Source organism: Butyricimonas sp. RTP31003st1_G1_RTP31003_210430, from assembly GCF_040920905.1.
Taxonomy (GTDB): domain Bacteria; phylum Bacteroidota; class Bacteroidia; order Bacteroidales; family Marinifilaceae; genus Butyricimonas; species Butyricimonas paravirosa.
Map to the genome: position 1 here is coordinate 57031 of NZ_JBCOSQ010000018.1, position 23042 is coordinate 80072.

The window sequence follows — 23042 nt, forward strand, 5'->3', positions numbered from 1 at the left end:
TTATCTACCCCTCCTACGGTGCCAGATTAATATTCCACAACCAATTAATAACAGGGGTAATATCCCCACGAACATCACTTTCACCCACTTCATAGATGACAATTCCAGTGAAATCGAGGTATCGGCAGGATCGGGACGACGGGTATTCACCGGGAATTCCCCATCCGTCAACCAACGGAAGGACTCCGTGATCAACGAGAAGTTGGACGCCTTGATACCCTTCCGGTACATCATCAGTTCGGAGTTACTGATACAATCCGCATCTCCCAACACGATAATCCGTTGTTCCCGGTTTCCCATCTTCCGGCTCAAAGCCAAGGCTATCGGGTAAACACCTTCTTTTTCCCCGGCAACAGGGTTGAGTTCTACCGGCTCATTCAATAAATCCCGGGTTTCTATCTCGTTCCAACATCCCGTGTCACGCGTGGTCAAAACAGGACGCACCATAAAACCTTTATCCATTGTATAGTTTAACGCTGTGGCTCCGGGCATCGTGATCACCCGTTTTTTCTTCTGCAAATCGGCATAGTTAAGGGACATCTCCGCGGCATCTTTTGTCAATTCACCCCGAATCAGATCCGGATCGAAATCCCGACTGGGTTGTACCAGAACACCGGGCATAAACTGCACCCCGAAACGTTCCACCAAAGGATTCATTACTTCCTGACGCCCCGGTTCTCCCGCAATCAACAAATTTCCTCCACGGGCCACGTAGCGGTCAATCTTTTCCAACTCGCTTTCGGTCAACGGTTGTTTCACATCAGCAATCACCAGAATACGAATATCTTCCGGAATCTCCTCCCCCTCGGTCATGCGATAGGCGATCACATCAAAACCATTATTTACTAAAGCATAACGAAAAGTCGGATTCTTGGCAAAAGCATAATAATCCCGATCTCCCACGTTGTTCATATCCCGCTCGCCATGTCCCGTAAGACAAGCCACCTTGGGTACCTCCATGATCAGGCGTTTCAGAGCCGCGGAAACCTCTGCCTCCATCGGATGTACAAACATATCATTATACAACCGCAGGAAAGTGGCCGAACCATCGGGTAACACCAACTGCCGCACGAAACGATAACCTTCCGGAGCAAGGTCAATCTGGGCCTCGATCTCTTCGGGAGATAAAAACATTTTCAGATTCAATTTCATCTGATCAACATATTTTTCGGCCACCTCCCGGTCGCTCACGTCTGCATACCGTTCTCGTATGTAGGAAGACGCTTTTTTATAATAATACACATACTTCAGCTCGATATTCGATTTGAAACGGATGTACGGTTTGAAGTTTTCCATGTCACTCTTCAGGGAACGGGGCATCCCGTAAGAAGAGTTATCTCCCAAAAGATTCACGTAAGTGACAATTGTCAAATCGTCTTTCATCCTTTCCAGTATACTTTGACTTTCTTTAGTCAATGTTTGCGTCTTACTCGCTGTCGCATCATAATACCATAAAAACGTGGGACGAGAAGTCATATACCCTAATGCCACGGTAACTGCAATCACAACAAGATAACGTCCTACCGTCATCACTTGACTCCGTTTTGCCCGGTGAGCCTCGATCTTCATGATTCCCAACGTCAGGAAAAAGAGAATGACCACGACAAAATACAGGAAGTCCTCACTACATATCAACCCGTCAATGAACACGGTTGCCCGCCCCTTGATTGACAACCAATACGTGATTTCACGCACGAAAGCTATATCCTGCCCCACACTACCGATGAAATTCAGCACGATTAACACGGCCAACGTTCCCACGGCCGCCACAACCTGATAAGAGGTCAGGCTGGACATATAAAGCCCGATTGCCGCATAAGCACACATTAACAAATACAATCCGAGTAAACCCGATAAGGCCGCAGAAAGATCAAATGATTCCACCGTGCAACAAGCAAAAAGAACCAGAACCAGCAACACGCCCATCAATATCAACCCGTAAACCATCATAGAAAGGAATTTTCCCCAAATGATCTGTCCCGCTGTCACGGGGGACGAGTACAGGAGTTTAATCGAACCGCTACCAAATTCCCGGCTCATCAATCCCATCGTCAACAAGGGAACATATAGATACAAATATTGTTGTATCACCGTAAATGTTCCCGACATTCCTGTTAACAGAGCCGTCGTGATACTATATTCTATCGGTTCCCCCATAAATTGTTGTCGCAAAACACTCCGGAACAAGTCGGTAAAAGTCATTCCCGACTGAACGGCAAATATCACTAAAATAAACCAAGCCACGGGAGAACAAAAGAGAGCGCGCAACTCATTTCCCGCTATTTTCAATATCTTTCTCATTCGTTTACAATTACGTTATCTCCGTCTTCTTTTAAACCACACGCCAAAATACCCCAACGCGAACAAGATGGGTAATCCCCACGTGAAAGCAAATTTCGCATAAGGTACCGTGTCCTTACTCAATTCCAACACCGTATCCACGGGCGGTATATTCGACAAAACGATCGGGAATTCCCCGTAGCTCAACCACCGGAACATACCCGTGATTAAAGAGAAATTACTCGTTTTCATCCCAACTCTAGACATCAATAACTCGGCATTACTGATACAATCAACATCACCTAACACGAATATCCGCTGTTCCCGGTCTCCCACGTTACGAGTCAAGGCAAGCATCGTCGGGTAGGACTGTTCTTGCTCCCCGATTTCCGGATTTAATACAGCTTTTTCGTCCGTAAAATTTACGGTGGTTAACTCGTTCCAACTTCCCTCGTCTTTTGTCTTTAGCAAAGGATACACGTTGAAACCATGTCCGTTTTTGTAACTTAACGCGGCAGCTCCCGGCATCGTAACCCCATATTTTTGTTGCCATAGTCCCCGCAAAGGAGTCACGACATTCACACCCTCCTCAACAAAAGAACAAACCAGCAAATTATCATCGTAAGCTTTCGTCGGTTGTACTAAAGTTCCCGGCAGGAAACTCACGCCCAGAGAAGCCGTAAGAGGATTCATCAAATCCGATTTTCCCGGTTCCCCGCCAATAACAATATTCCCGCCTTTCGCTATGTATTCTTCGAGCCGGGCCAACTCACCTGTTGACAAAGGACGCTGTAAATCTGCAACAACTAACACGTCAATATCCATGGGTATCGGCCGATCCCCCATCAAGGTTATACTATCCACGTCAAACCCTTGATTAATCAAAGAATGACGGAAAGTCGGGTCTATGGCAAACGTGTAGTAGTCCCGGTCTCCTGCCCGTTGAATATCACGTTCCCCGTGCGCGGTCAGAAAAACGACCTTGGGGGCTTTCGTCACCAAACGTTTCATGGCCGTGGAGATTTCTCCTTCCCTCGGATAAATGTAACTATCATCGAAAATCCGCAAAAAGGTCTTTTCCCCGCTTTCCCGTTCCAACAAACGCACGAAACGATATTTTTCACCCGAAAGATCAACCTGTTGGGCTACCTGTTCCGGGCTCAGAAACATCTCTATATCCAAATCTTCCATGACGGCCATTTTCCACGCTCGTTGTTGCGTGTTCAAATCGGGGAAACGATCTTCCAAAACCTCGTTTCCCGCGTCGGCATAGTAATACACGTAGTTCATCTGAATTTTCGGTTTGAAACGAATAAACTTTTTAAATCGATTTGCATCACTATTCCTTTCCGAAGGAGCCCCCCGATAAAAATTACCTTCCAAAAGATTCACGTATGTCGTGATTGTCAGTCCTCCCTCCATTTTTTCCATAATCTCCTGACTGACCGGATTCAGACTATTCAGTTTAATGGACGAGGCATCGTAAGAACATTGCAATCCCGGTCGGGAGGTCACGTACCCCAATAGCATCGCCAACACGATCACCCCGGTATAACGGGTAAAAGCCATACTTTTTGATAACTTGCGTTTTCCCGACAAGATGACCATAATCGAAAGCGTCAGGAAAAGACCGATCACAATGAGGAAATAAAACACATCCTCACTGCTGATCAAACCGTTGATTAATTCGTCGGAACGTCCGGAAATTGACAGCCAATACGTGATGTCCCGAATAAAAGGAACTTCCTGTCCCATTCTTCCCACGTAATTCAGGAAAGCCAAAGCCCCTAACGTGGCAACAGCCGCTACCACTTGATAGGAAGTCAGACAAGACATGAACAGTCCTATCGCTGCATAAGAACAGATCACCAGATAAATTCCCAGCAACCCCGATAAGGCCAACGACATATCAAAAGAAGGCACGTTCCATGCCGTGAACCCAACAAACAAAAAGAGAATACCCACCAGAATAAGGCTGTATATCATCATGGAAAGAAATTTCCCGAAGATAATCTGTATGCTGGACACCGGTGAAGAATATAATAATTTGATAGAACCGCTACTATATTCCCGGCTCATCAATCCCATGGTCAATAAAGGAATATACAGGTAAAGATGCACCAACATATTCGGGAACAATCCCATATTTCCCGTGTACATCTCTTTTGCTATACTATACCATAAAGGCTTGTTAAATTGCTGCATCAACATAATGTCCACTAAACGGAAATAGGTCATGCACGCCTGAACAGTAAAGATAATAAGGACTAACCACGCGATAGGGGAATAGAACAGAGTGCATAACTCTGTCAACGCTATCTTGAATATTTTTCTCATACTACACGAACTTATGATTCACGTTTACTTTTTCCCGACAAGCGAGCGAACACTTCATCCAGAGAACTCCGTTCCACGGAAACCTCGCTTAACTCCCATCCCCGGCTGACACTCTCGTGTACCATACGAGCTGTCACGTCATCATCCGTATCAAACCATACCCTGAAACTTTTCGAATTTATTGCCTCCACCCGACTAACTCCCGGCACGTGTTCCAACTCGGTCATTCTCGGCGGATTCTTCAGTACCACCACGAACGAATTCGGTTGGATATAATTGTTAAACTCATCCATCGTCCCCGCGAATACCAATTGCCCTTCCTCGATCATCTTGATGTGGTCACAGGTGGCCTGCACCTCCGACAAGATATGCGTGGAAAGTAGCACGGAACGATCCGTAGCAATCTCCTTGATCAATTCCCGAATTTCCAGGATCTGATTCGGATCAAGTCCATTCGTCGGTTCATCCAATACCACGAACTTCGGATTGTGTATGATTGCCTGCGCAATACCCACTCGTTGCTGGTAACCTCCCGATAAATGTTTCAGCAACCGTTTTCGGAAATGCGTGATCCCGCATTTCTCCATCGCGTAGTCCACCGAAGAACGAATCTTTTTAGGAGCGACCGAACGCAAATCCGCACAATAGGCTAAATACTCTTCCACGGTCAAATCCGTGTACAACGGGGGTTTCTGTGGTAGAAAACCAATATTCATTTTAGCCGCAATCGGGTCCTCCCGAAAATTAATCCCGTTAATATACACTTCCCCTTCTGTCTGGTTCAACACACCACACATGATATTCATCGTTGTCGATTTACCCGCTCCGTTCGATCCCAACAATCCCAATATTCCCTTCTCGTAAATCTCGAAATTAATATCCCGTATCGCCCATTGCACACTATAACGGTGAGACAAATGTTCCACCTTTACAACCGGATTCTCCATGTTATTCATTTTAAAAAATTAACTATTATGGCAGGTAAGGCTTTCGTCACACCTTACCCGCCTGTATTATTATAAACTATCTTCCTTGAGCTGTTATATCTGAAATCTTCCCGAAACCATCATATTTCACCTGCTTTTCCTCATCCAGATTTCCCGTTCCCGGATCCTTTTGCGGAATCAGGTAAACATATCCTTCCGAATCCGATGCCTGCGTTGCCATCATCACGGCTTTCGTGTTCAACGGTAAGGTCAGCAAACTTTCCGTGTCACTGTCAAAGTCTTCCGAATTGACATTATATCTTCCTTGTGTGTAGAATTTCAGAATAGTGATATTCTCTCCTGCTACCGCCGTGTATTTCAATGAGGAGGCAAGCGAACCATCTATATTCAAACGAACCGCATGAATCTCTCTGGCCGTTGCCACGTACATAATAGGATCTACTGTACTGAAACAAATTGACACGGAACGATCCAACAAATCCTTGATGGCTGCCGGAACCGAATACAAGTAACTCGGTGTCGGGTTAACCAACGTATTATCCTGATTTTTAGTAAAGAACGTGTAAAGAGAATATTCTCCCGATACTTTATCCTTCAACACCATCACCAAGGAAGAGCTATTCATGAAACCTCCAGCCACGGCTTCTTTACCCGGCACGGCAGAAGGATCGAAGGGGAAATTGTCGTCATTCTCAGAAGAGGAATACAACGAACATTTGTTCTGCGAGAAAGCCCCGTTAAAACGCCCGAAACGTCCTACCTGTGAATCATACCAGATCGACGATCCACTGGAATGAGTCCCATCGCCCGTGGCCGCGGCAACCACTCGATTATCCACGTAATTGGACTGCAAACCGCCCAAGTCGGAAACCACTTCCGGTTTGATGAATATCGCATCATTCTGACGAAGATGCTGGTACACCTGATTATTCATCACGAGAATCGTCGTTTGAGGTGCCAAATAGAAATGTCCGGAAGTATATGTCTCGGTCACAAAAGGAATAATTTTACCCGTTTCCAAGAAGGAATAGTCCCGGCAATCAGCCCGGAACAATCCATTCCTTCCGGCCATCCACAGGATATTCTGATAGGTACTCCATGTCGCTCCCGACACGGTATAGGCCACGTTATCAATCCAATCACCCAAAGGCTCCCCCTTAGAGGTGAAAATATCATCGTATTGAATTTTCTCCGTTCCCGTGAATCCCTTGCTAATGTCTTTATCCATGATTAACGACAAATCGGAGGTCTCCCCATCACGGGAATGAGCCACGATAATACCTTCCCCGAATTGGCTCTCCACCACTAGAGAAAAGACAGAATAATATTTAAGCGTGGAAACTTTGTCCGTCACTTCCAAGGTCAACGTGTAACCACTAGCCTGAATCGGCATGGAAGCAATCGTGTCAAGCACCCGTTCGTTCGACAACACTTCTCTCAATCCCGCTGACGAACTTAACTCGATCTCCCATTTATATTCCAAATCCGGATGGTCCGGGGTTCCGTTTTTCTTCACGGGAATATCAATATGCAATTTGCCCAAATACGCCACGTACTGCGTTTCCGACACACCATTCAGGTCTAGTTCCACGTTAGGAATTTCTTTCGTGTCATAGGTACTCTTGTCGTCATAACACGACACGAGGCCGTATCCCAACACGAGCAACAACAGGTAATATATTGTTTTCATCTTCATTATCTTTAATCCGTTTTATCAAAACTTTCGCGCTCTCACGGGTTGGTTTATAGCAAGTCCTCCATCATGCAACAATGGGGTTCCATGTTCCTGTTCGTAATCATCCAGATACTTCTGTAACAACTCGTAGTAAGCATTCGTGATTGCCGTATTATAGAACATATACCCATCCGGGTCCATCCGGTTATACTGGGGCCACTGGTCCGCCTGCCACGGCCACCCTAAAGCGGCCAGTATCGCCTTATGCGCATTCCGGCTATAATAATTATAGTTCGCCAGATTCATACTTTGCCCTGCATTTATTAAGAAATTATAAGTTCGGGCATAAAATGAACCACTGGGAAGCATCGGTAATTGATTATCCCACGAAAACTTAATGCGTGTATATTCCGGTGGGCCGGCCACGAAATATTCCGAAGCACCCAACACAATTTCCATCATACACGTCGTGTCTTCCAATTCAACTAATTTCGGCAATTCCAGCGTGAGATACCCGTAACGTTCCCCGGCGGGAATAACGGCATTCAACACCTTATACGATCCTTCCAACAATCGGCTGCTATCCCGGACGATCGTGTACCCTACCGTCCGGTCGTAATCCCGGACGTCACCCACCAACTTTAACGGGATATTCACCACCATCGTCTCTTCTTCCGGATCACTCCAAAACGAATAAGCCTGGTCAAAAGTCTTCGTTAAGGAGTTATACCCCGGATAAGTCCTCACATCTACAACATTCCATGGAACCGTTACCGTGGCTTGGGTTTCGTCAAACGTATCTATTCCCACTTTCGAGCAACCGCCGCATAGCAAACCACTCAAAAGAAAACATATCGCGTACAGAAAATTAAATCTGTTCATATCCTTTCATTTATAGCATTATTAATCATCATTGAACACGTCCCATTTCCCGTTCAATAGCGGGATAAGGCCACAAATATTTTTCGTCACTCATCACGATGGTCGAGTTGGGAATATCCGCTGCTCCAATACGCTTGAAATAGAAGAAGGACACCCCCTCGCACAAGAACTCCCGCCGATATTCATTCATCAGGCATGTTAATAACTCGTCTCGTGTATAGCCACTAATATCAATATAGTTCGAACGATTCTCCCGCAACGTCTTCAAATAAGACACGGCCTCGGTCAAATCAATATTTGCTCCTCGCAAATAACTCTCGGCCACGATCAAGTACATTTCCGGAAGACGGATCAAAGGCATGCGGTTTAGTTTTAAATATCCCGATGAACGATCCTGCGCTAACTTTAACGGTGTATAATACCCGTTGGAATTCCTGAAGAATAACTTTTCCCGACGGTAATCGGCATTTTCCCCACTTCCCGTTTCTTGGTAAATATTAAGCAAATTATCCTCACTCAATTTGATAGCTTCATACGCCGTACCTTCCAAGAAATTATAAAGATAATAATCCGTCAAACGATCCGTGAATGCCGGAATATTTAAAGAAGTAATATGTTCCGTGGAATGAATCGGGTCTGTACTTACCAAATCTGTCGTCACCCACTGGTAGAGTCCTAAACGCTCGCCTTCACGAATCACATCCGACGCTTCTTGACGAGCCAAAGCGATGGATGCATCACTTCCCTCCCACATATATACTCTTGCCAATAAAGCTTTCACGGCGAAATAATTCAACCGGAAAGTACGGTCACTGAAGAACCCGTCGTCATTCAACGCATCGTAATAATCTGCAGGATGTTTTCCCGTGATAGGCTCATCATCCAATAATCCCAAAGCATCTGTCAAATCCTTAACAATCAATTCTATCGTCTGATCATACGACAACTGGGGAGTCATCTCTTTGTCATAATCCGTCACGTACGGCACGGTTGGTTTCGTTGATTTATCCGTTCGACCAGCCAAATTCCCGTACCCATACAAGCGCATCATATCAAAATGCAACATGGCACGAATAGCTAACAATTCGCCTTTAATCATCCGGTAAGAAGCCGGATCCAACACCCCCTGACGCTTATCTATAAATTTCAACGCGTTATTCACGTTGGCAATCACGTTATACGCCTTCTGCCAAACACTGTTAAGCATACTCAATGCCCGCTGGGCCGTGTACTGGTAGGTTCCCATTGCATACACGTAAGCCTGCGAGTGAATCGTGTACTGCCCGCTTTGCATTTCCGTAGAATACCACGTGAGCTGTTTCCCGTATAAATCAACATCCGCCATACCGATATAACAACCGATCAGGGCCTGCCGGAAACCAAATTCATCATCGAACTGATCTTCTTCCGGTACTTGCGAAGGGGGTGTCGTGTCCAGCCAACTATCACAAGCCACCATCGTGCATAATATCACACACAACACGATATTTTTTATTATTGTCTTCATATCTAACTAATTAAAATGTTCCAATAAGCGAAAACGACATCGTTCTGGCAAAAGGATAATCAAACCCTCTCTCGGCCTTTATAGATGAGATTTTCGAGATCTCTTCCATATAGAAAGACACTCTCAATCGTTTCATTCGAAGATATTTAAGTATATTCGCCTGAAAATCATAATACACGTTCAACGATCCCCAAGTCAATTCCTTCGCATCCTGCACGAAACGAGAAGTTGCCCTTGTCATCTCCTGACGTGACAAGGGATCATCGTCATACCGGAAAGTTCCCAAACGTTTAAAAGGAGTTACCTGTCCCGGTTCTTTCCAACGACCGTACAATGCCCGTTTGTCAACATTATAATTCATGTCCACGTTCTCCACCCGGTCTATCAATGTCCTATTATAATACTGATACCCGGCTTGGTAACGGAAAGTCGTGCTGACACCAAATCCTTTATGCTCGAAAGTGAAACCGAAAGTTCCCCTGTATTTGGGTAATGAATTACCTACCGGGTATAAATCCGATTCGTAATACGTGTAGGTCAGTGAACCATCCTGACGAATATAAAGTTCCTGTCCTGTCATCGGGTCGATCCCGGCAGAGCGCACAGCCCAGATAGTCTCCATGGACTCCCCGTCCACGTATTTCAGCACCGGACGATTATTTGCTTTATCCGAAGCCATCTTATCCCGCAATTCGTTGAATGCACGCATACTTTCCGACAACCGGATAATTTTGTTCTTCGTGGTCACCAATGAACCGAAAACGGTCAAGAATGTTCGGTTCTGTTGCAACACTCCATAAGAAAGATAAGCCTCAATTCCACTATTCCGTACCAGTCCCAAGTTATCTTTCACGGTCGCAAATCCCGTACTTGTCGGCACAGAAACATCCGTCAACATATTCTCCGTATCGGCCCGGTAAAGATCAAAACGTAACGTGGCCCTATGAATCGTTGCATCAACCCCCACGTTATAATCTTTTTTCTGTTCCCACTTCAACGAGGGGTTTGCCAAGCGCCCTAAATAGGATCCCGTCATACCCAAATAATTCGCATCCGTGTAATACTGGTAAGTTGCCACTGCTTCATTGGTATCAAAATTCTGATTTCCGGTTAATCCGATCGAACCCCGAACTTTAAATTGACGAACCAAATCCTTCCATGGGAAAAAATGCTCGTTATGCAAGTTCCATCCAACTCCCACGGACCACCCCGTAGCCCAACGATTATCGTTTCCGTAAAGCGAGGAAGCACTGGTCTGCACGTTAAAATCTAGAAAATACCGGTCGTCATAGCTGTAACCACCTCCCAACACGAAATTAATCTCCCGACGCAAAGATGACGATCCTTCCGGACGACTGTCCAAGGCATACTGACGAGCAAATGTAATATCTGCAGACTGGCTATTGGGGAACCCTTCGGCCTTATGCACGTAAGCCTCGTATGAATATTCGGATATTCCAAAACCACCCATTGCCAAGATAGAATGTTTACCTATCGTGGTTGCATAATTCCCATGTAAATCACCGGACACGTTACTACTTTTCCCATTATCCAAACGATAAGATCCTTTTCGTAATTGTTCCTCCACCGGAGAGTCTTTCGTAATATTAGCAAAACTTGAATGCGCAGCCGGTAAGAACTCGTCACCATCATTCCGCTTAAAAGACAACATCACACGAGCTCTCAAGATCAAACCATTCAACGCTCTCCATTCCACTTGAAAATTATTCAAAAAATCCACGTAAGACTCCTTTTTTAACGTACCGATCTCGGCATCATACATCGGGTTGGGAATCCGATCTTCAGCCCAACGCACCACCTGTCCCGTTTCGGGATCCTTTGCCCGCCAGTAGGGATTCATCTTCGCGTAATCACTAAAAGCGCCATAAGGGGAGTCATAACTTTTATTACTATTTACAGTCATTGTATTGCTAAAAATCAAGTCATTTCTCCGATAAGACAAATCCAATGAACCGGAAATATTCCGTCTATCGGATCCCTTCATTACACCGATAACTTGATTGTAGGACACGTCCAGCACGGCTCTTAATGTCTCGGCATCTCCCAATTCCACGCTCAAGTTGTGCTTGTGCCCCACACCCGTACGCAAAGGTTTCGATAACCAATAGGTGTCTAATCCTGCTGCAACCAATTGTTTCCGCTGCTGATACAACATCTGCTTTTGCGTGTATAACAGAAAATTAGCATCATCATAAATCCCGTCAATACGTTCCGCTTCCAACTTTTCCTCTGCATCACACAAATTGTAACTACTCAAATCCGGCATCTGTATATCCACACTTCCCGTGTAAGTCACCCGCTGTTCGTTACCGGCCAAACGCCTCGTCGTGATCACCACCACCCCATTAGCTGCTTTAGAACCGTAGATGGCTTTCGCGGAAGCATCTTTTAACAAGGTTACACTCTCAATCCGGTTCATATCCATATCCATTACCCGCTCCGCCGTCACCTCGAACCCGTCAAGGATAAACAACGGTTGATTCGGACTATTTTTATAATTTCCCTTCAAGCGGACGCCTGTCTCTTCCAGCGGGAAACTCGATATACCCCGCATCTTCATCTCCGGAATCGCATTCGGGTTCGAACCCATCTCCAAGTTATCCATAATAAATAACGACGGGTCAAGATTCTTCAGACTCTGAAACAGATTTTGATTTCCGGCCCGCATAATATCCTTGGCTGTCATCGTGACAACCGCACCCGTGTAACTACTTGCCTTACGGGTAAATATACCCGTCACGACCACTTCGTCCACGCTTTTCACCTCCTCTTCCAACACCACGTCGATCTTCGTACGTCCACCGACAGTCACTTCCTTCGGTTTATAACCCACGAAAGAAAATACCAACGTCGTCACGCTTGTCGGCATCGTCAACCGATATGCACCATCAGCTCCTGTACTCGTCCCCAAGAACAGAGAATCCCCCTTCACGATTACCGTTGTCCCCGGTAGAACTTCACCGTTCACATCCCGCACGGTTCCCGTAACCGTGATCGAAGTCGGTTGCTGCCGAGGAGTCACGACTACCTTTCCCTCAAAGTCCACACAAGTTAATCCGGTCCCCTCCACACAGGCCTCTACCGCGGCCTTAACTGTCACGTTTTTCAGGTCAACCGTCACTCGCTTGGTTTCCCGCTCCACCTCCTCTTTCTTAAATACAACCACATTGTCTCCCAACCGGTTGATCTCGCGTAACGCCTCAAGCAAACTGGTCGTTTCAAGCTTTAAAGAAATTCTTTTCACATTCTGTTGTCCGTAGACCGGTGAGTGAGTAAACAACGTGGTTAAGGATAGTAATAACAATCCGCATAACGCACCACGCATCACCGAAAGTCCACAAAACACTTTTGCTTTGCAGTTTTTTTTCATAACTTTGTTCTGTTTTAATTAAACAAGTGCCTTGTTATCAACAAGGTCCCAAGCCGGAAATGCCTCCGAAACATTTCCGGCATTTCTTTTTCACCTTTTCTCTATAATATGTACAATTCCATCTTCCACCCTAAATTCCGGCCCTCCCGCCAGAGTCAATATTTTTAAGATAGATTCCAACTTCTCATCCTTACTCATCTTTCCGCTAAACGTGTGCCGCCCCTTTCTTTTCCCGTCATACACGAAACGAACCTCGTACCAACGGGACAACATCCGGGTCACCACTTCAATATCGTCCTCATCAAACACGAATTCCCCGTAACGCCAAGCTACCACATTTTTCGTGTCCACTTTCCGCACTGAAAATTCTCCCGTTTCCTTTTTCCAACAAGATTGCATACCCGGTCTCAACACCATTGACGGGATGTCGGACCTCTGATCCGTTAAACAGACCTGTACTTTCCCTGTCAGCAAGGTCGTGTAAACCGACTCCTCGTTTTCGTAAGCACTAACATTGAAAGCAGTCCCCAATACCCGAGTTTCAACATCCCGAACCTGTACAATAAATGGCCGGGCAGGATCATGCTTCACCTCAAAATATGCCTCTCCCTTCAACTGTACAACCCGGCGATCACCAATAAACTGTACCGGATAAACAAATTCAGACGTGGAATTCAACCACACCCGTGTACCGTCACTCAACACGACAAAGAAATCTCCCCCCACGGCTGTTTCTATTCGGTGGAATTCTTCCTGCTCCGGTACTGAATCCGTATTTGCCTCATAGTGTAAACCTCCTTTCGTACCAATCAAAGTTGCCTGTTCCAGTTTCAAACTATCGGGGACCTGTTTCACCAACCCGATACGCTCCCCATTTCCCAGTACGAGCATCACTTTCTCCTTCACGATCTTCATCTCTTTCAGTTCCCCCTGCACACTTATCGATTCGTGTACCTCCACTTTTATCAAAGGATGTAAAGCCACGAAAATCCCCACGAGACATGAGGCAATTGCCCCGCTAACCACAACAATCCGTCTCAACGAGTACCGACGAGAACGATGCACGGCTAAACGTCGAGCCACTTCCTCGTACACCTTCTGAAAATCAGTGGTCTGGTTAATTTCATCTTCCAATCTTAACCTTCCGGCAATACTTCTTCCTCTAATAATATTTCTATACAACCTTCGATTAGCTACCTCTTCATCCAACCACTTTCCCAAAAGCTCCCGCTCCTCTTCAGTAGCCATTCCCAAGCGTACACGAATAATAACCCTTGCTAGTATTTGTTCTCTCTTCATCACCATATATCATCTTGCATTTGGTATATAGACACCACTAGTTGAACAACGGGATGAACCGGATTATACTTTTTTCTGCATTTTATATCAACTCTCATCAAAAATATAGCCACACGGGACGAAATCGAAAACCTTCAAAAAATACTTGAACTGATAAAATCATTATTAATAAAAAAACGGGATTTCATTCATCCCTCAAGATTTCGGGCGGTGTCTATAATAATATACCGTGTCGAACAAATATCCTATATTGTGTATGATAACACTTTCTACATTTAACACTTATTACAGATTGTCTGAGAATAGGCCCCAAAGCGTTATTTTCTATCATCCGTTTAAGAAAAACACCGTTACCAACCTTGTAACACTTTGTTCACACCGAATTTTTATCCAAATTGTATTATCAAGACAAATCTTACTTCATAACCCACATCCAAGAAGAAATAAAAAAGGATATTTCAATCAACATGCTCCCATCGTTTCAACGATACCTCATGACGTAAACTCCACACGAACCATACCGTCCATATAAGTGTTACAAATTATGAGAGAAGATCAACAGCTAGAAATTTTCATTCGAAAACACTACTCATCCATGTGTGCTGTCGCCCTACGCTTTATCGGTTCTCCCGACATCGCACAAGACATCACTCAAGAAGTCATTATCAAATTTTGGAAAAACCGGGCAAACTATGAAAACATTAAATCCACGGATAACTTCCTATATACCATGATTAAAAATGAAGCCTTAAATTACCTGCGAGGCTCACAAAGAGAGAAACAACGTTACAACCATCTTGAGGTAGAGGAATTTGAACATCCAAAAGTACTTAATATGTTGATCGAAGAAGAGATCAATCAAATTTTGATACACGCCATCGATCTGCTACCCGTACAAAGCGCTCGTATCATGCGCCTCATCCTGTCAGGGTACGAGAACAAGGAAATCGCAAAAGTCATGGGTGTTTCCGTGAACACGATCAAAACACTCAAATATGCAGCGATCCGCAAATTGAGAGAATATTTCAATTCGAATGATTACGAGCTTGATCAGCCATGAAAGCGTATTTTACATAGGCACAAACATTTAACCCGGTTAAAATATTCACATTTCATTCATCCTCACTCGGTTCGAGTGGTGTCTTTTATTTAAAATCAAGCTGTTCCAAGTAACAGTCATGTTTAATTAAAACTCTACAACTATGAAATCTAAATTATTATCAAAACGAGTACTCGTACTATTCATTTTATTACTGGGATTCAGTCCGCTAAGCCAAGCATTCGCACAATTCGGGATCACGGGAACCGTAACTGACTGGGCCCGAAATCCGATCATCGGGGCAACCGTGGTAATTCAGGGTACCAACATCGGCACCACAACCGATTTAGACGGTCATTACACGATCTACGCCATACCTGGAGACACGCTCATATTTTCGTATTTAGGTATGAAAACCTTGAAAGTTGGAGTCAGAAGTTTTGGAAGTGTTATTAACGTGGTCTTACAGGACGATTCTTTTAACTTCGAAATCTCGCAAAACGATCCGGTAATAAACGAACCAACAATAGAATACAAGGCTATTGGCCCCTGGCACACACGTCTGTATTATATAGAGAAATCACCACGGATTCGGGTTACGCCCTCAAACAAATCTCTGAACCTCCGTATAGTATGACACAAATGAAGTGCCCCTAAAAGTTAGACACAAAACTTTTAGGGGGCACTTCATTCTATATCCTCCCAATTCTTAGACACCACTCAACAAATCTAGAGATGAACGATAACAAGAATAATTTAACCTTACTACACATTAAGTCATAAAAAAACAACATTTCATTCATCCCGGATGCCTTTCGACGGTGTCCTTTATTTAGAAACAATATCACCCAAACATTCGGCCTATAAACCTTCAAAGCATTCGCTACAAGCAAGGGAACATGTGACGTTCCCTCGCCCCCTTTTCGTCAACACGCCGCAAACCGCCTTTCCCTTATCCCCGGAAATACTTGTCGCCGGAATAACACCGTCCATCCCTTGACATGAAATAACAATACAGGTGATAACATTTCGTAATTCCTTCCCTCAATTCGATCATTCCCATCCCTTCCGACCGGATTCCCGTCACATTTTCTGCCAACAACGGACGCAAAGGCTCGTCATCATAAATCACCCCTACACAAAGCCGATCCGTACCGGCATCAAGCGAAGTCTGCCATCCCGTATCCCAACACACTTTCAACTTGTTTCCCTTTCTTTCCCTAATCTCGAAACCCATAGGCACCTTCAAAACTCCTTTACTAAAATGAATCTCCTCGTAATTACTAATGCCCATCTCCCCGTTAAAAGCCTGGATATTCGAAGCGATAAAAGCATTTAGCCCATTCACGCTCATCAACTTACCTAACTTTTCCCAAATCGGTTTCAAACAAACTCCATTCAATGAACGATAGAACGAAATACAGGCACTGAAACGATTCTGCCATAATTGCTGGTTCTTGCTCCTCACCAACATCTTCCTATACGGTCGACGCCGTGCGTACAAATTCCCGTTACAATAATAATAAACTACATTCCCGATTTTCCCGGAAAAACCTCCTAAACAATTTCCCACTTTTGCCATAATTCTCTTTTTTTTATTCATGAAATATTTGAATTCCCTCTCGTCATGCTACCCTCTCTCTATCTTAAAATATAGTTTTGGACAAAAATACCCCCTTTCTCAAACAAATATTTTTCTAGCGTCACTCGCAAGTGACACGGAGAAAGCACGGAGAAAGTACGGAGAAACCCTAGCCAAACAACGAGCAAACAGCATATTACAAATACACCTATCTACACGATGCTAGCGAATCAATGTATCTAACATTATTTAACTTTTACAACCGGGGTATTAAAACCATTTCCTATATTATATAAGAAAGGATCCTTTCAAATTAATAATCACTTAAAACCTAAAAGTTATGGCAGAATATCAAGCGCCAATGGCTGAAAAATTGAGAAAATCCGTGGGAAATGTAACGTATTACATCATGCACGGTAAAACATTCGCCCGGGCGAAAGTCGCACACGTAAAAAACGCGAAAACCCCGAAACAACTTCGTCATCGAGCAACCTTCACGATGCTCGTACAATTAGCACGGGTACTAATCGAAACGACTCGAACCGGTTTCCCTAAAAAAGCGAAGGGGCGTTCCTCGTCGAACGAGTTCGTGAGAGCAAACAAAAACTTCGTGGAAGTGGATGAAAACTACGAGGCTACGATTGACCTCGAGAAGCTACAGGTATCGGGCGGTAAACTGCCCTGTTTCTTCGAAGTCACGGTAACGTACAACGCTGACGGCAGGATGCTCACGTTCCAACAAGAAGCACAGTCGAACTCGTTGCTGAACAGTGACCCGAAGGATCTTCTCTACGCATCCATCCTCGAAACCAAGACAAATCTCAGCGGGATCGTATCATTAAGAGCGCGGGGAGAATCGGGGGTAACCTCGATCGAATTACCCGAGATCTGGACGGTGGAAAATTGTAACGTCTATCTTTTCGCCACTTCAGAAAACGGTTACCTGGCCTCTCCCTCCCAACACGTGAAAATAACAACTGCGTAAAACGGGAAAAAGCTGATTTTAGGAGGGATTGTCCAAAAAGTCAATTTTGAAAAACTACCCCCACTAACTCCCCCTTACACAGGGGGAGAAACCGCTTGGTAATCAACTCTCCCCCTGTATAAGGGGGAGCTGGAGGGGGTAGTTTTAACACTGGATAAGACTTGTTAGACGACCTCTCTATGTGCATTAGATTTATAACGTAAAGTGAAACTGTCAATACTCTTGACCTATTAACGAAAACGATGTCAATAACAGGTCAATAAAAACATAAAAAAAAGCGCCACTTGGCGCTTTTTATTTATCCTAGATAAGTTTTTAGTAGCTTACTTCTGGAAGAGTGTCGCAGACGGCGAATAGCCTTTTCCTTGATTTGGCGAACACGTTCGCGGGTTAACCCGAACTTCTCACCGATTTCTTCCAATGTCATCTCTTGACAATTGATGCCGAAAAACAAACGAATAATATCGCGTTCTCTTTCAGTCAACGTGGCCAATGCTCTCTCGACTTCCGTTGACAAGGACTCGTTAATTAACGTCTTGTCCGCGACAGGAGAATCATCGTTTACCAATACATCGAGCAAGCTGTTGTCCTCCCCCTCAACGAAAGGTGCATCCACGGAAATATGACGGCCGGACACTCTCAAAGTATCGGCAACTTTTTCAGCCGGTAAATCCAAAGTCTCTGCCAACTCTTCCGGTGACGGGCGACGTTCATGTTCCTGCTCGAAACGAGAAAATGCTTTATTGATTTTATTCAAAGATCCAACTTGATTCAAGGGCAAACGCACGATACGCGATTGTTCTGCCAATGCTTGCAGGATAGATTGGCGAATCCACCATACGGCATAGGAAATAAATTTGAATCCCCTCGTTTCATCAAACTTCTCTGCCGCTTTAATCAAACCCAAATTCCCCTCGTTGATAAGGTCCGGAAGGCTTAACCCCTGATTCTGGTATTGTTTTGCAACAGATACCACGAAACGAAGGTTTGCCCGAGTCAGTTTCTCCAAAGCCCGTTGATCTCCTTTCCGGATTCGTTGGGCAAGCTCAACTTCCTCTTCAACCGTAATCAAATCCTCCTTACCAATCTCTTGCAAGTACTTGTCAAGAGAAGCACTCTCTCTGTTCGTTATAGATTTTGTTATCTTTAGCTGTCTCATAGTCTTCTAATATTCTCCCCCAAATATGTCGCAAAGGTAGAACAATTTATCCATAAACCAATATGTTAAAATCGACACCTTTCCAATATTAACGTTTTTTAATTCTGTAAAGATAAAGCGTAGTACTCGACACGTCCTCGCGGCGAGATAGTTGTCACAAGAACACCCTCATTTTCTGCCGCTTTCAGCGCCCGTACCAAATCGTCTTTATCATAAATCACCGTGTTATTAATTTTCACGATAATGTATCCTTCATCCAAACCAATCGCTTTAAAGGGGCCATTCTTTATATCTATAATTTTCACTCCCCCGTTCAAGCGATAGCGATAACGGTCCTCCCGACTCAACGGCTCCACCGTGGCTCCCAGTATTCCGGTATAATTCTTATCTACCAAGGCAACATCACCATACGTATTCTGGAGTACCACATCCAAATCTTTTAATTTTCCTCCACGACTCACGGTCACGGAAATAGTCGCTCCCGGGTGATATTTAGCCAATTGGCCCTGGAATTCCGGTCTTGTCTTTATCTCGATACCATTAATACGTTTGATTACATCTCCTTTCTTTATTCCGGCTTTAGCTGCCGCCCCGTTAGGTATCACGTCATATACATATATTCCGCTCACTTCATCCGTTCCCAGTTCTTTCGCCACGGCAGGCGTCAACTCGTCTCTCCACATGGATATTCCCATCATCGCTCTCTGAACCGTACCGAACTCCTTCAAATCCCCGACAACTTTACGAGCAATATTCGAAGGCACGGCAAACGAGTAACCCGAGTAAGAGCCTGTCGGGGATTCAATTGCCGTATTGATCCCAATCAACTCTCCCTTGGCATTCACCAACGCACCCCCACTGTTACCGGGGTTCACGGCAGCATCTGTCTGTAAGAATGATTCCAGACTCATCTGGCTCCGGTTTATTCCCAATTCCCTCGCTTTGGCACTGATAATTCCCGCTGTAACCGTTGAGGTTAAATTATACGGGTTACCCACGGCCAAAACCCACTCTCCCAACTCCACGTCATCCGAATTCGCGTACTCCAGATAAGGAAGTCCGTTTGCTTCTACTTTTAATAAAGCAATATCCGTGCTAGGATCTGTCCCGATTACCTTGGCCTCGTATTCCGTCTTGTTATCTAAGGTCACCGTAATCTTGTCGCTCTTGTCGATCACGTGATTATTCGTGATAATATACCCGTCCTCAGAGACAATTACACCCGACCCAATACCCATTCTTTGCGGGGTTTCCCGTGTACGCGGGGCATAACCGTAAAAAAACTCCAATAGTGGGTTACCTATATATTCCCGTCCCATTTGTACTGTTTTGACATGAACAACAGCCGGAACTGTCTTTTTGGCAGCCTCCCTCAAATCCACGCTACCCGCTCCCCCAACAGGAAGAGCCGTGTTAGACGCAAGTGAAACAGGACGAACCGCCGCGGGAGATGCAATTTCCAATTGTGAAACCGGTGCAGCACTTTCCCCTCGAATGGCATCTATCGCCACGAAAGCAAGGCAACCGCCAACAACCCCCAGTCCTAAATTTAAAAATGATTTTCTCATTGTCATATCTTTATCTCCTTTATAGATTAAACGTAAAGTATCCACATTTTGTTTGTATATTACAATATTAGCAATATCCTTGCCAACTGACTATTAAGAAATTCTTAATTAATATACCTTAACTATGTTTTGAAGCGTGCCAAAATCTTTTCATTCCAAATCCTAAATTCTAAATTTTACATTTTGTATATTTGTACCTGCGATTTCGATAATTTCAATTTACATGATAACACGTATAAACAATAAAAAGAGTGGTAAAACACGTACCCCCTATTCCTTTAATTTTCTGAAGGATCCCCGGACACGTGTAGTTGTTGGGCTGATTTTTATGCTATTTTCCATTTACCTGCTGGTGTCCCTCGTCGGTTTCTTTTTCACCGGTGGCATGGACCAGAGTCTGATCGATAAAGAGACCCGGGAATTAATGACCAACCCGGATATTGTTGTCGGAAACCCGGGACGCAAACTAGGAGCGTTTCTTTCCGATTTGCTCATAAACCGGTGGTTCGGAGTTTCGTCATTCATATTCTGCTACTTGCTATTTATCATCGGGCTACGTATTGCCGGACGGAATATCAAGAAATTCGGGAAAAAGATCATCATTAGCTTTGTCCTAATCATCTGGTGCTCCTTGTTATTGGGATATATTTTCACGTTCTTACCCACAGGATACGTATTCCCGGGCGGGGCTCACGGTTATTTCGTGTGTTTTTGGCTTAACTCATTTATCGGAGAGATTGGCTCATTCTTCCTGTTGATTGTTTCGTTTGCAGCCATTCTTTTCTTTGGCTTCGAAAACGCTTTCAACAAATGCGTGACCATGATCAAGAATTACTTCGCTCGTCGGGTTCAACTCAAGGAAGAAAGGGCCTTGGCACGAGAAGCCGCTCTTGCCCGGAAACGAGAAGAAATGGCAAAAACAGAAGAGCCGGAAGACCTGCAAGAAAAAGAAGAGGACATAGATACTGAAGAAAAAGAGAAATTGGATATCGAAACGGTCCCGCCTGTTGAAGATGAACTTTTCCCCCGTCATGAGTTTGACACGACCGATCCGGATGAATCAGAAAAACTGGAATTGCATGATCCGGAAGAGGAATTCACGACAGAACATCACTTCGATTTATCCGTGGACAAGAACCCCGAAAATCAAGATGAACACAGAGAAGATACTCCCCCGCTCACCAATGACGATATTGAATTGACCGTTATGGCTGACAAGCTGGAAGAGCAATTAACCAAAAACTTGATGCCGGACACGGAGTACGACCCGACTCTCGATTTATCGAATTATCAATATCCCCCGCTGGAATTACTGGAAGAACACTCTTCCGGTTCGCAAAAAGTAACAGCGGAAGAACTCGAAGAGAATAAAAACACGATTATCGAGACATTGCGCCATTATAAAATAGAGATCACCAAGATCAAAGCGACCATCGGGCCAACTGTCACGTTATACGAAATTGTCCCCGCTCCCGGTATAAAAATCTCGAAAATCAAAAACCTCGAAGATGACATCGCGTTAAGCTTGTCAGCCTTAGGCATACGAATCATTGCCCCGATCCCCGGAGCCGGAACCATCGGTATTGAAGTGCCGAACCAGAATCCGGAAGTCGTTTCCATGCGGGGAATCATCGCATCCAAGAAATTCCAAGAATCCAAATATGCCCTTCCGGTAGCACTGGGACGAACCATCTCGAATGAACCTTACACGTTCGATCTGGCAAAAATGCCCCACTTGCTGGTAGCCGGAGCCACGGGACAAGGTAAATCCGTGGGCTTGAATGCCATTATCACATCGCTCTTGTATAAAAAACACCCGTCACAATTGAAATTCGTGATGGTAGACCCGAAAAAGGTGGAGTTAAGCATCTATTCCGTCATCGAAAAACATTTCTTGGCGAAGTTACCGGATGCAGAAGAAGCTATCATTACCGATAACGACAAGGTCGTGGCCACACTCAATTCTCTCTGCATCGAGATGGACAGCCGCTACGATCTGTTGAAACAAGCTCACGTGAGAAACATCAAAGAATATAACGAGAAGTTCGTGAAACGGCAACTGAACCCGAACAACGGTCACCGTTATCTACCTTATATAGTAGTAGTGGTAGACGAGTTTGCGGATTTGATCATGACCGCAGGTAAAGAGGTGGAACAACCGATTGCCCGTATCGCCCAGCTGGCCCGTGCCGTCGGGATTCACATGATCATTGCCACGCAACGACCTTCCACGAACATCATCACCGGGGTCATCAAAGCCAACTTCCCGGCACGAATAGCCTTCAAGGTGGCCTCCATGATCGACTCCCGCACTATTCTGGACTCACCGGGAGCCAACCAGTTGATCGGCCGCGGGGATATGTTGATTTCCAAGGATAGCGAGATGGTACG

At 44.8% G+C, this 23042-nt stretch carries 15 protein-coding genes; 4 read left to right on the plus strand and 11 right to left on the minus strand.

All coding sequences use genetic code 11. The features are described 5' to 3' along the window. From AB5542_RS07665 to AB5542_RS07700, 8 genes are all read right to left on the minus strand, one after another. Positions 1–2301, minus strand: coding sequence for a Gldg family protein (locus AB5542_RS07665; protein ID WP_279040244.1), 2301 nt, complete (start codon positions 2299–2301; stop codon positions 1–3). Positions 2302–2316: 15 nt separating this feature from the next. After that, a complete protein-coding gene (locus AB5542_RS07670; protein WP_279040246.1) occupies positions 2317–4617 on the minus strand; it encodes a Gldg family protein in 2301 nt (766 codons plus the stop codon). An 11-nt stretch (positions 4618–4628) separates the two neighbouring features. Beyond that, positions 4629–5564: an ABC transporter ATP-binding protein gene (locus tag AB5542_RS07675; protein WP_027203008.1), complete on the minus strand. Its 936-nt coding sequence runs from the start codon at positions 5562–5564 to the stop codon at positions 4629–4631. Positions 5565–5640: 76 nt separating this feature from the next. Next, positions 5641–7254, minus strand: coding sequence for a PKD-like family lipoprotein (locus AB5542_RS07680; RefSeq protein ID WP_162613857.1), 1614 nt, complete (start codon positions 7252–7254; stop codon positions 5641–5643). 24 nt (positions 7255–7278) lie between these two features. Further along, entirely contained in the window at positions 7279–8121 is an 843-nt protein-coding gene (locus tag AB5542_RS07685) for a DUF4843 domain-containing protein (protein WP_279040248.1), read from the minus strand. 28 nt (positions 8122–8149) lie between these two features. Next, a complete protein-coding gene (locus tag AB5542_RS07690; RefSeq protein ID WP_270542777.1) occupies positions 8150–9628 on the minus strand; it encodes a RagB/SusD family nutrient uptake outer membrane protein in 1479 nt (492 codons plus the stop codon). 10 nt (positions 9629–9638) lie between these two features. Continuing rightward, a complete protein-coding gene (locus AB5542_RS07695; RefSeq protein ID WP_279040250.1) occupies positions 9639–13019 on the minus strand; it encodes a SusC/RagA family TonB-linked outer membrane protein in 3381 nt (1126 codons plus the stop codon). 90 nt (positions 13020–13109) lie between these two features. Beyond that, a complete protein-coding gene (locus AB5542_RS07700) occupies positions 13110–14324 on the minus strand; it encodes a FecR family protein (RefSeq protein WP_279040251.1) in 1215 nt (404 codons plus the stop codon). Positions 14325–14862: 538 nt separating this feature from the next. Between AB5542_RS07700 and AB5542_RS07705 the strand changes: the two genes are divergently transcribed. After that, on the plus strand, positions 14863–15378 hold the full coding sequence (locus tag AB5542_RS07705; protein ID WP_279040253.1) for an RNA polymerase sigma factor: 516 nt from the start codon (positions 14863–14865) through the stop codon (positions 15376–15378). 142 nt (positions 15379–15520) lie between these two features. After that, positions 15521–15994, plus strand: a complete 474-nt coding sequence (locus AB5542_RS07710; protein ID WP_279040255.1) for a carboxypeptidase-like regulatory domain-containing protein — start codon at positions 15521–15523, stop codon at positions 15992–15994. A gap of 315 nt (positions 15995–16309) precedes the next feature. Here AB5542_RS07710 and AB5542_RS07715 read toward each other — a convergent pair whose 3' ends face one another. Further along, a complete protein-coding gene (locus tag AB5542_RS07715) occupies positions 16310–16939 on the minus strand; it encodes a hypothetical protein (RefSeq protein WP_279040256.1) in 630 nt (209 codons plus the stop codon). 340 nt (positions 16940–17279) lie between these two features. Between AB5542_RS07715 and AB5542_RS07720 the strand changes: the two genes are divergently transcribed. Further along, complete coding sequence (locus AB5542_RS07720) at positions 17280–17924, plus strand: DUF6266 family protein (protein WP_279040258.1); 645 nt, start codon at positions 17280–17282, stop codon at positions 17922–17924. A gap of 298 nt (positions 17925–18222) precedes the next feature. On the opposite strand, the gene AB5542_RS07725 is transcribed toward AB5542_RS07720, so the two are convergent. Together AB5542_RS07725 and AB5542_RS07730 are read right to left on the minus strand one after the other, a co-directional pair. Continuing rightward, positions 18223–19083 carry an RNA polymerase sigma factor RpoD/SigA gene (locus tag AB5542_RS07725; RefSeq protein ID WP_026207779.1) on the minus strand — a complete coding sequence of 287 codons (861 nt, stop codon included), beginning with the start codon at positions 19081–19083 and terminating at the stop codon, positions 18223–18225. A 98-nt stretch (positions 19084–19181) separates the two neighbouring features. Beyond that, entirely contained in the window at positions 19182–20651 is a 1470-nt protein-coding gene (locus AB5542_RS07730; RefSeq protein ID WP_229128293.1) for a trypsin-like peptidase domain-containing protein, read from the minus strand. 223 nt (positions 20652–20874) lie between these two features. Between AB5542_RS07730 and AB5542_RS07735 the strand changes: the two genes are divergently transcribed. After that, a partial coding sequence (locus AB5542_RS07735; RefSeq protein ID WP_368243024.1) for a DNA translocase FtsK 4TM domain-containing protein occupies positions 20875–23042 on the plus strand: 2168 nt, incomplete at its 3' end.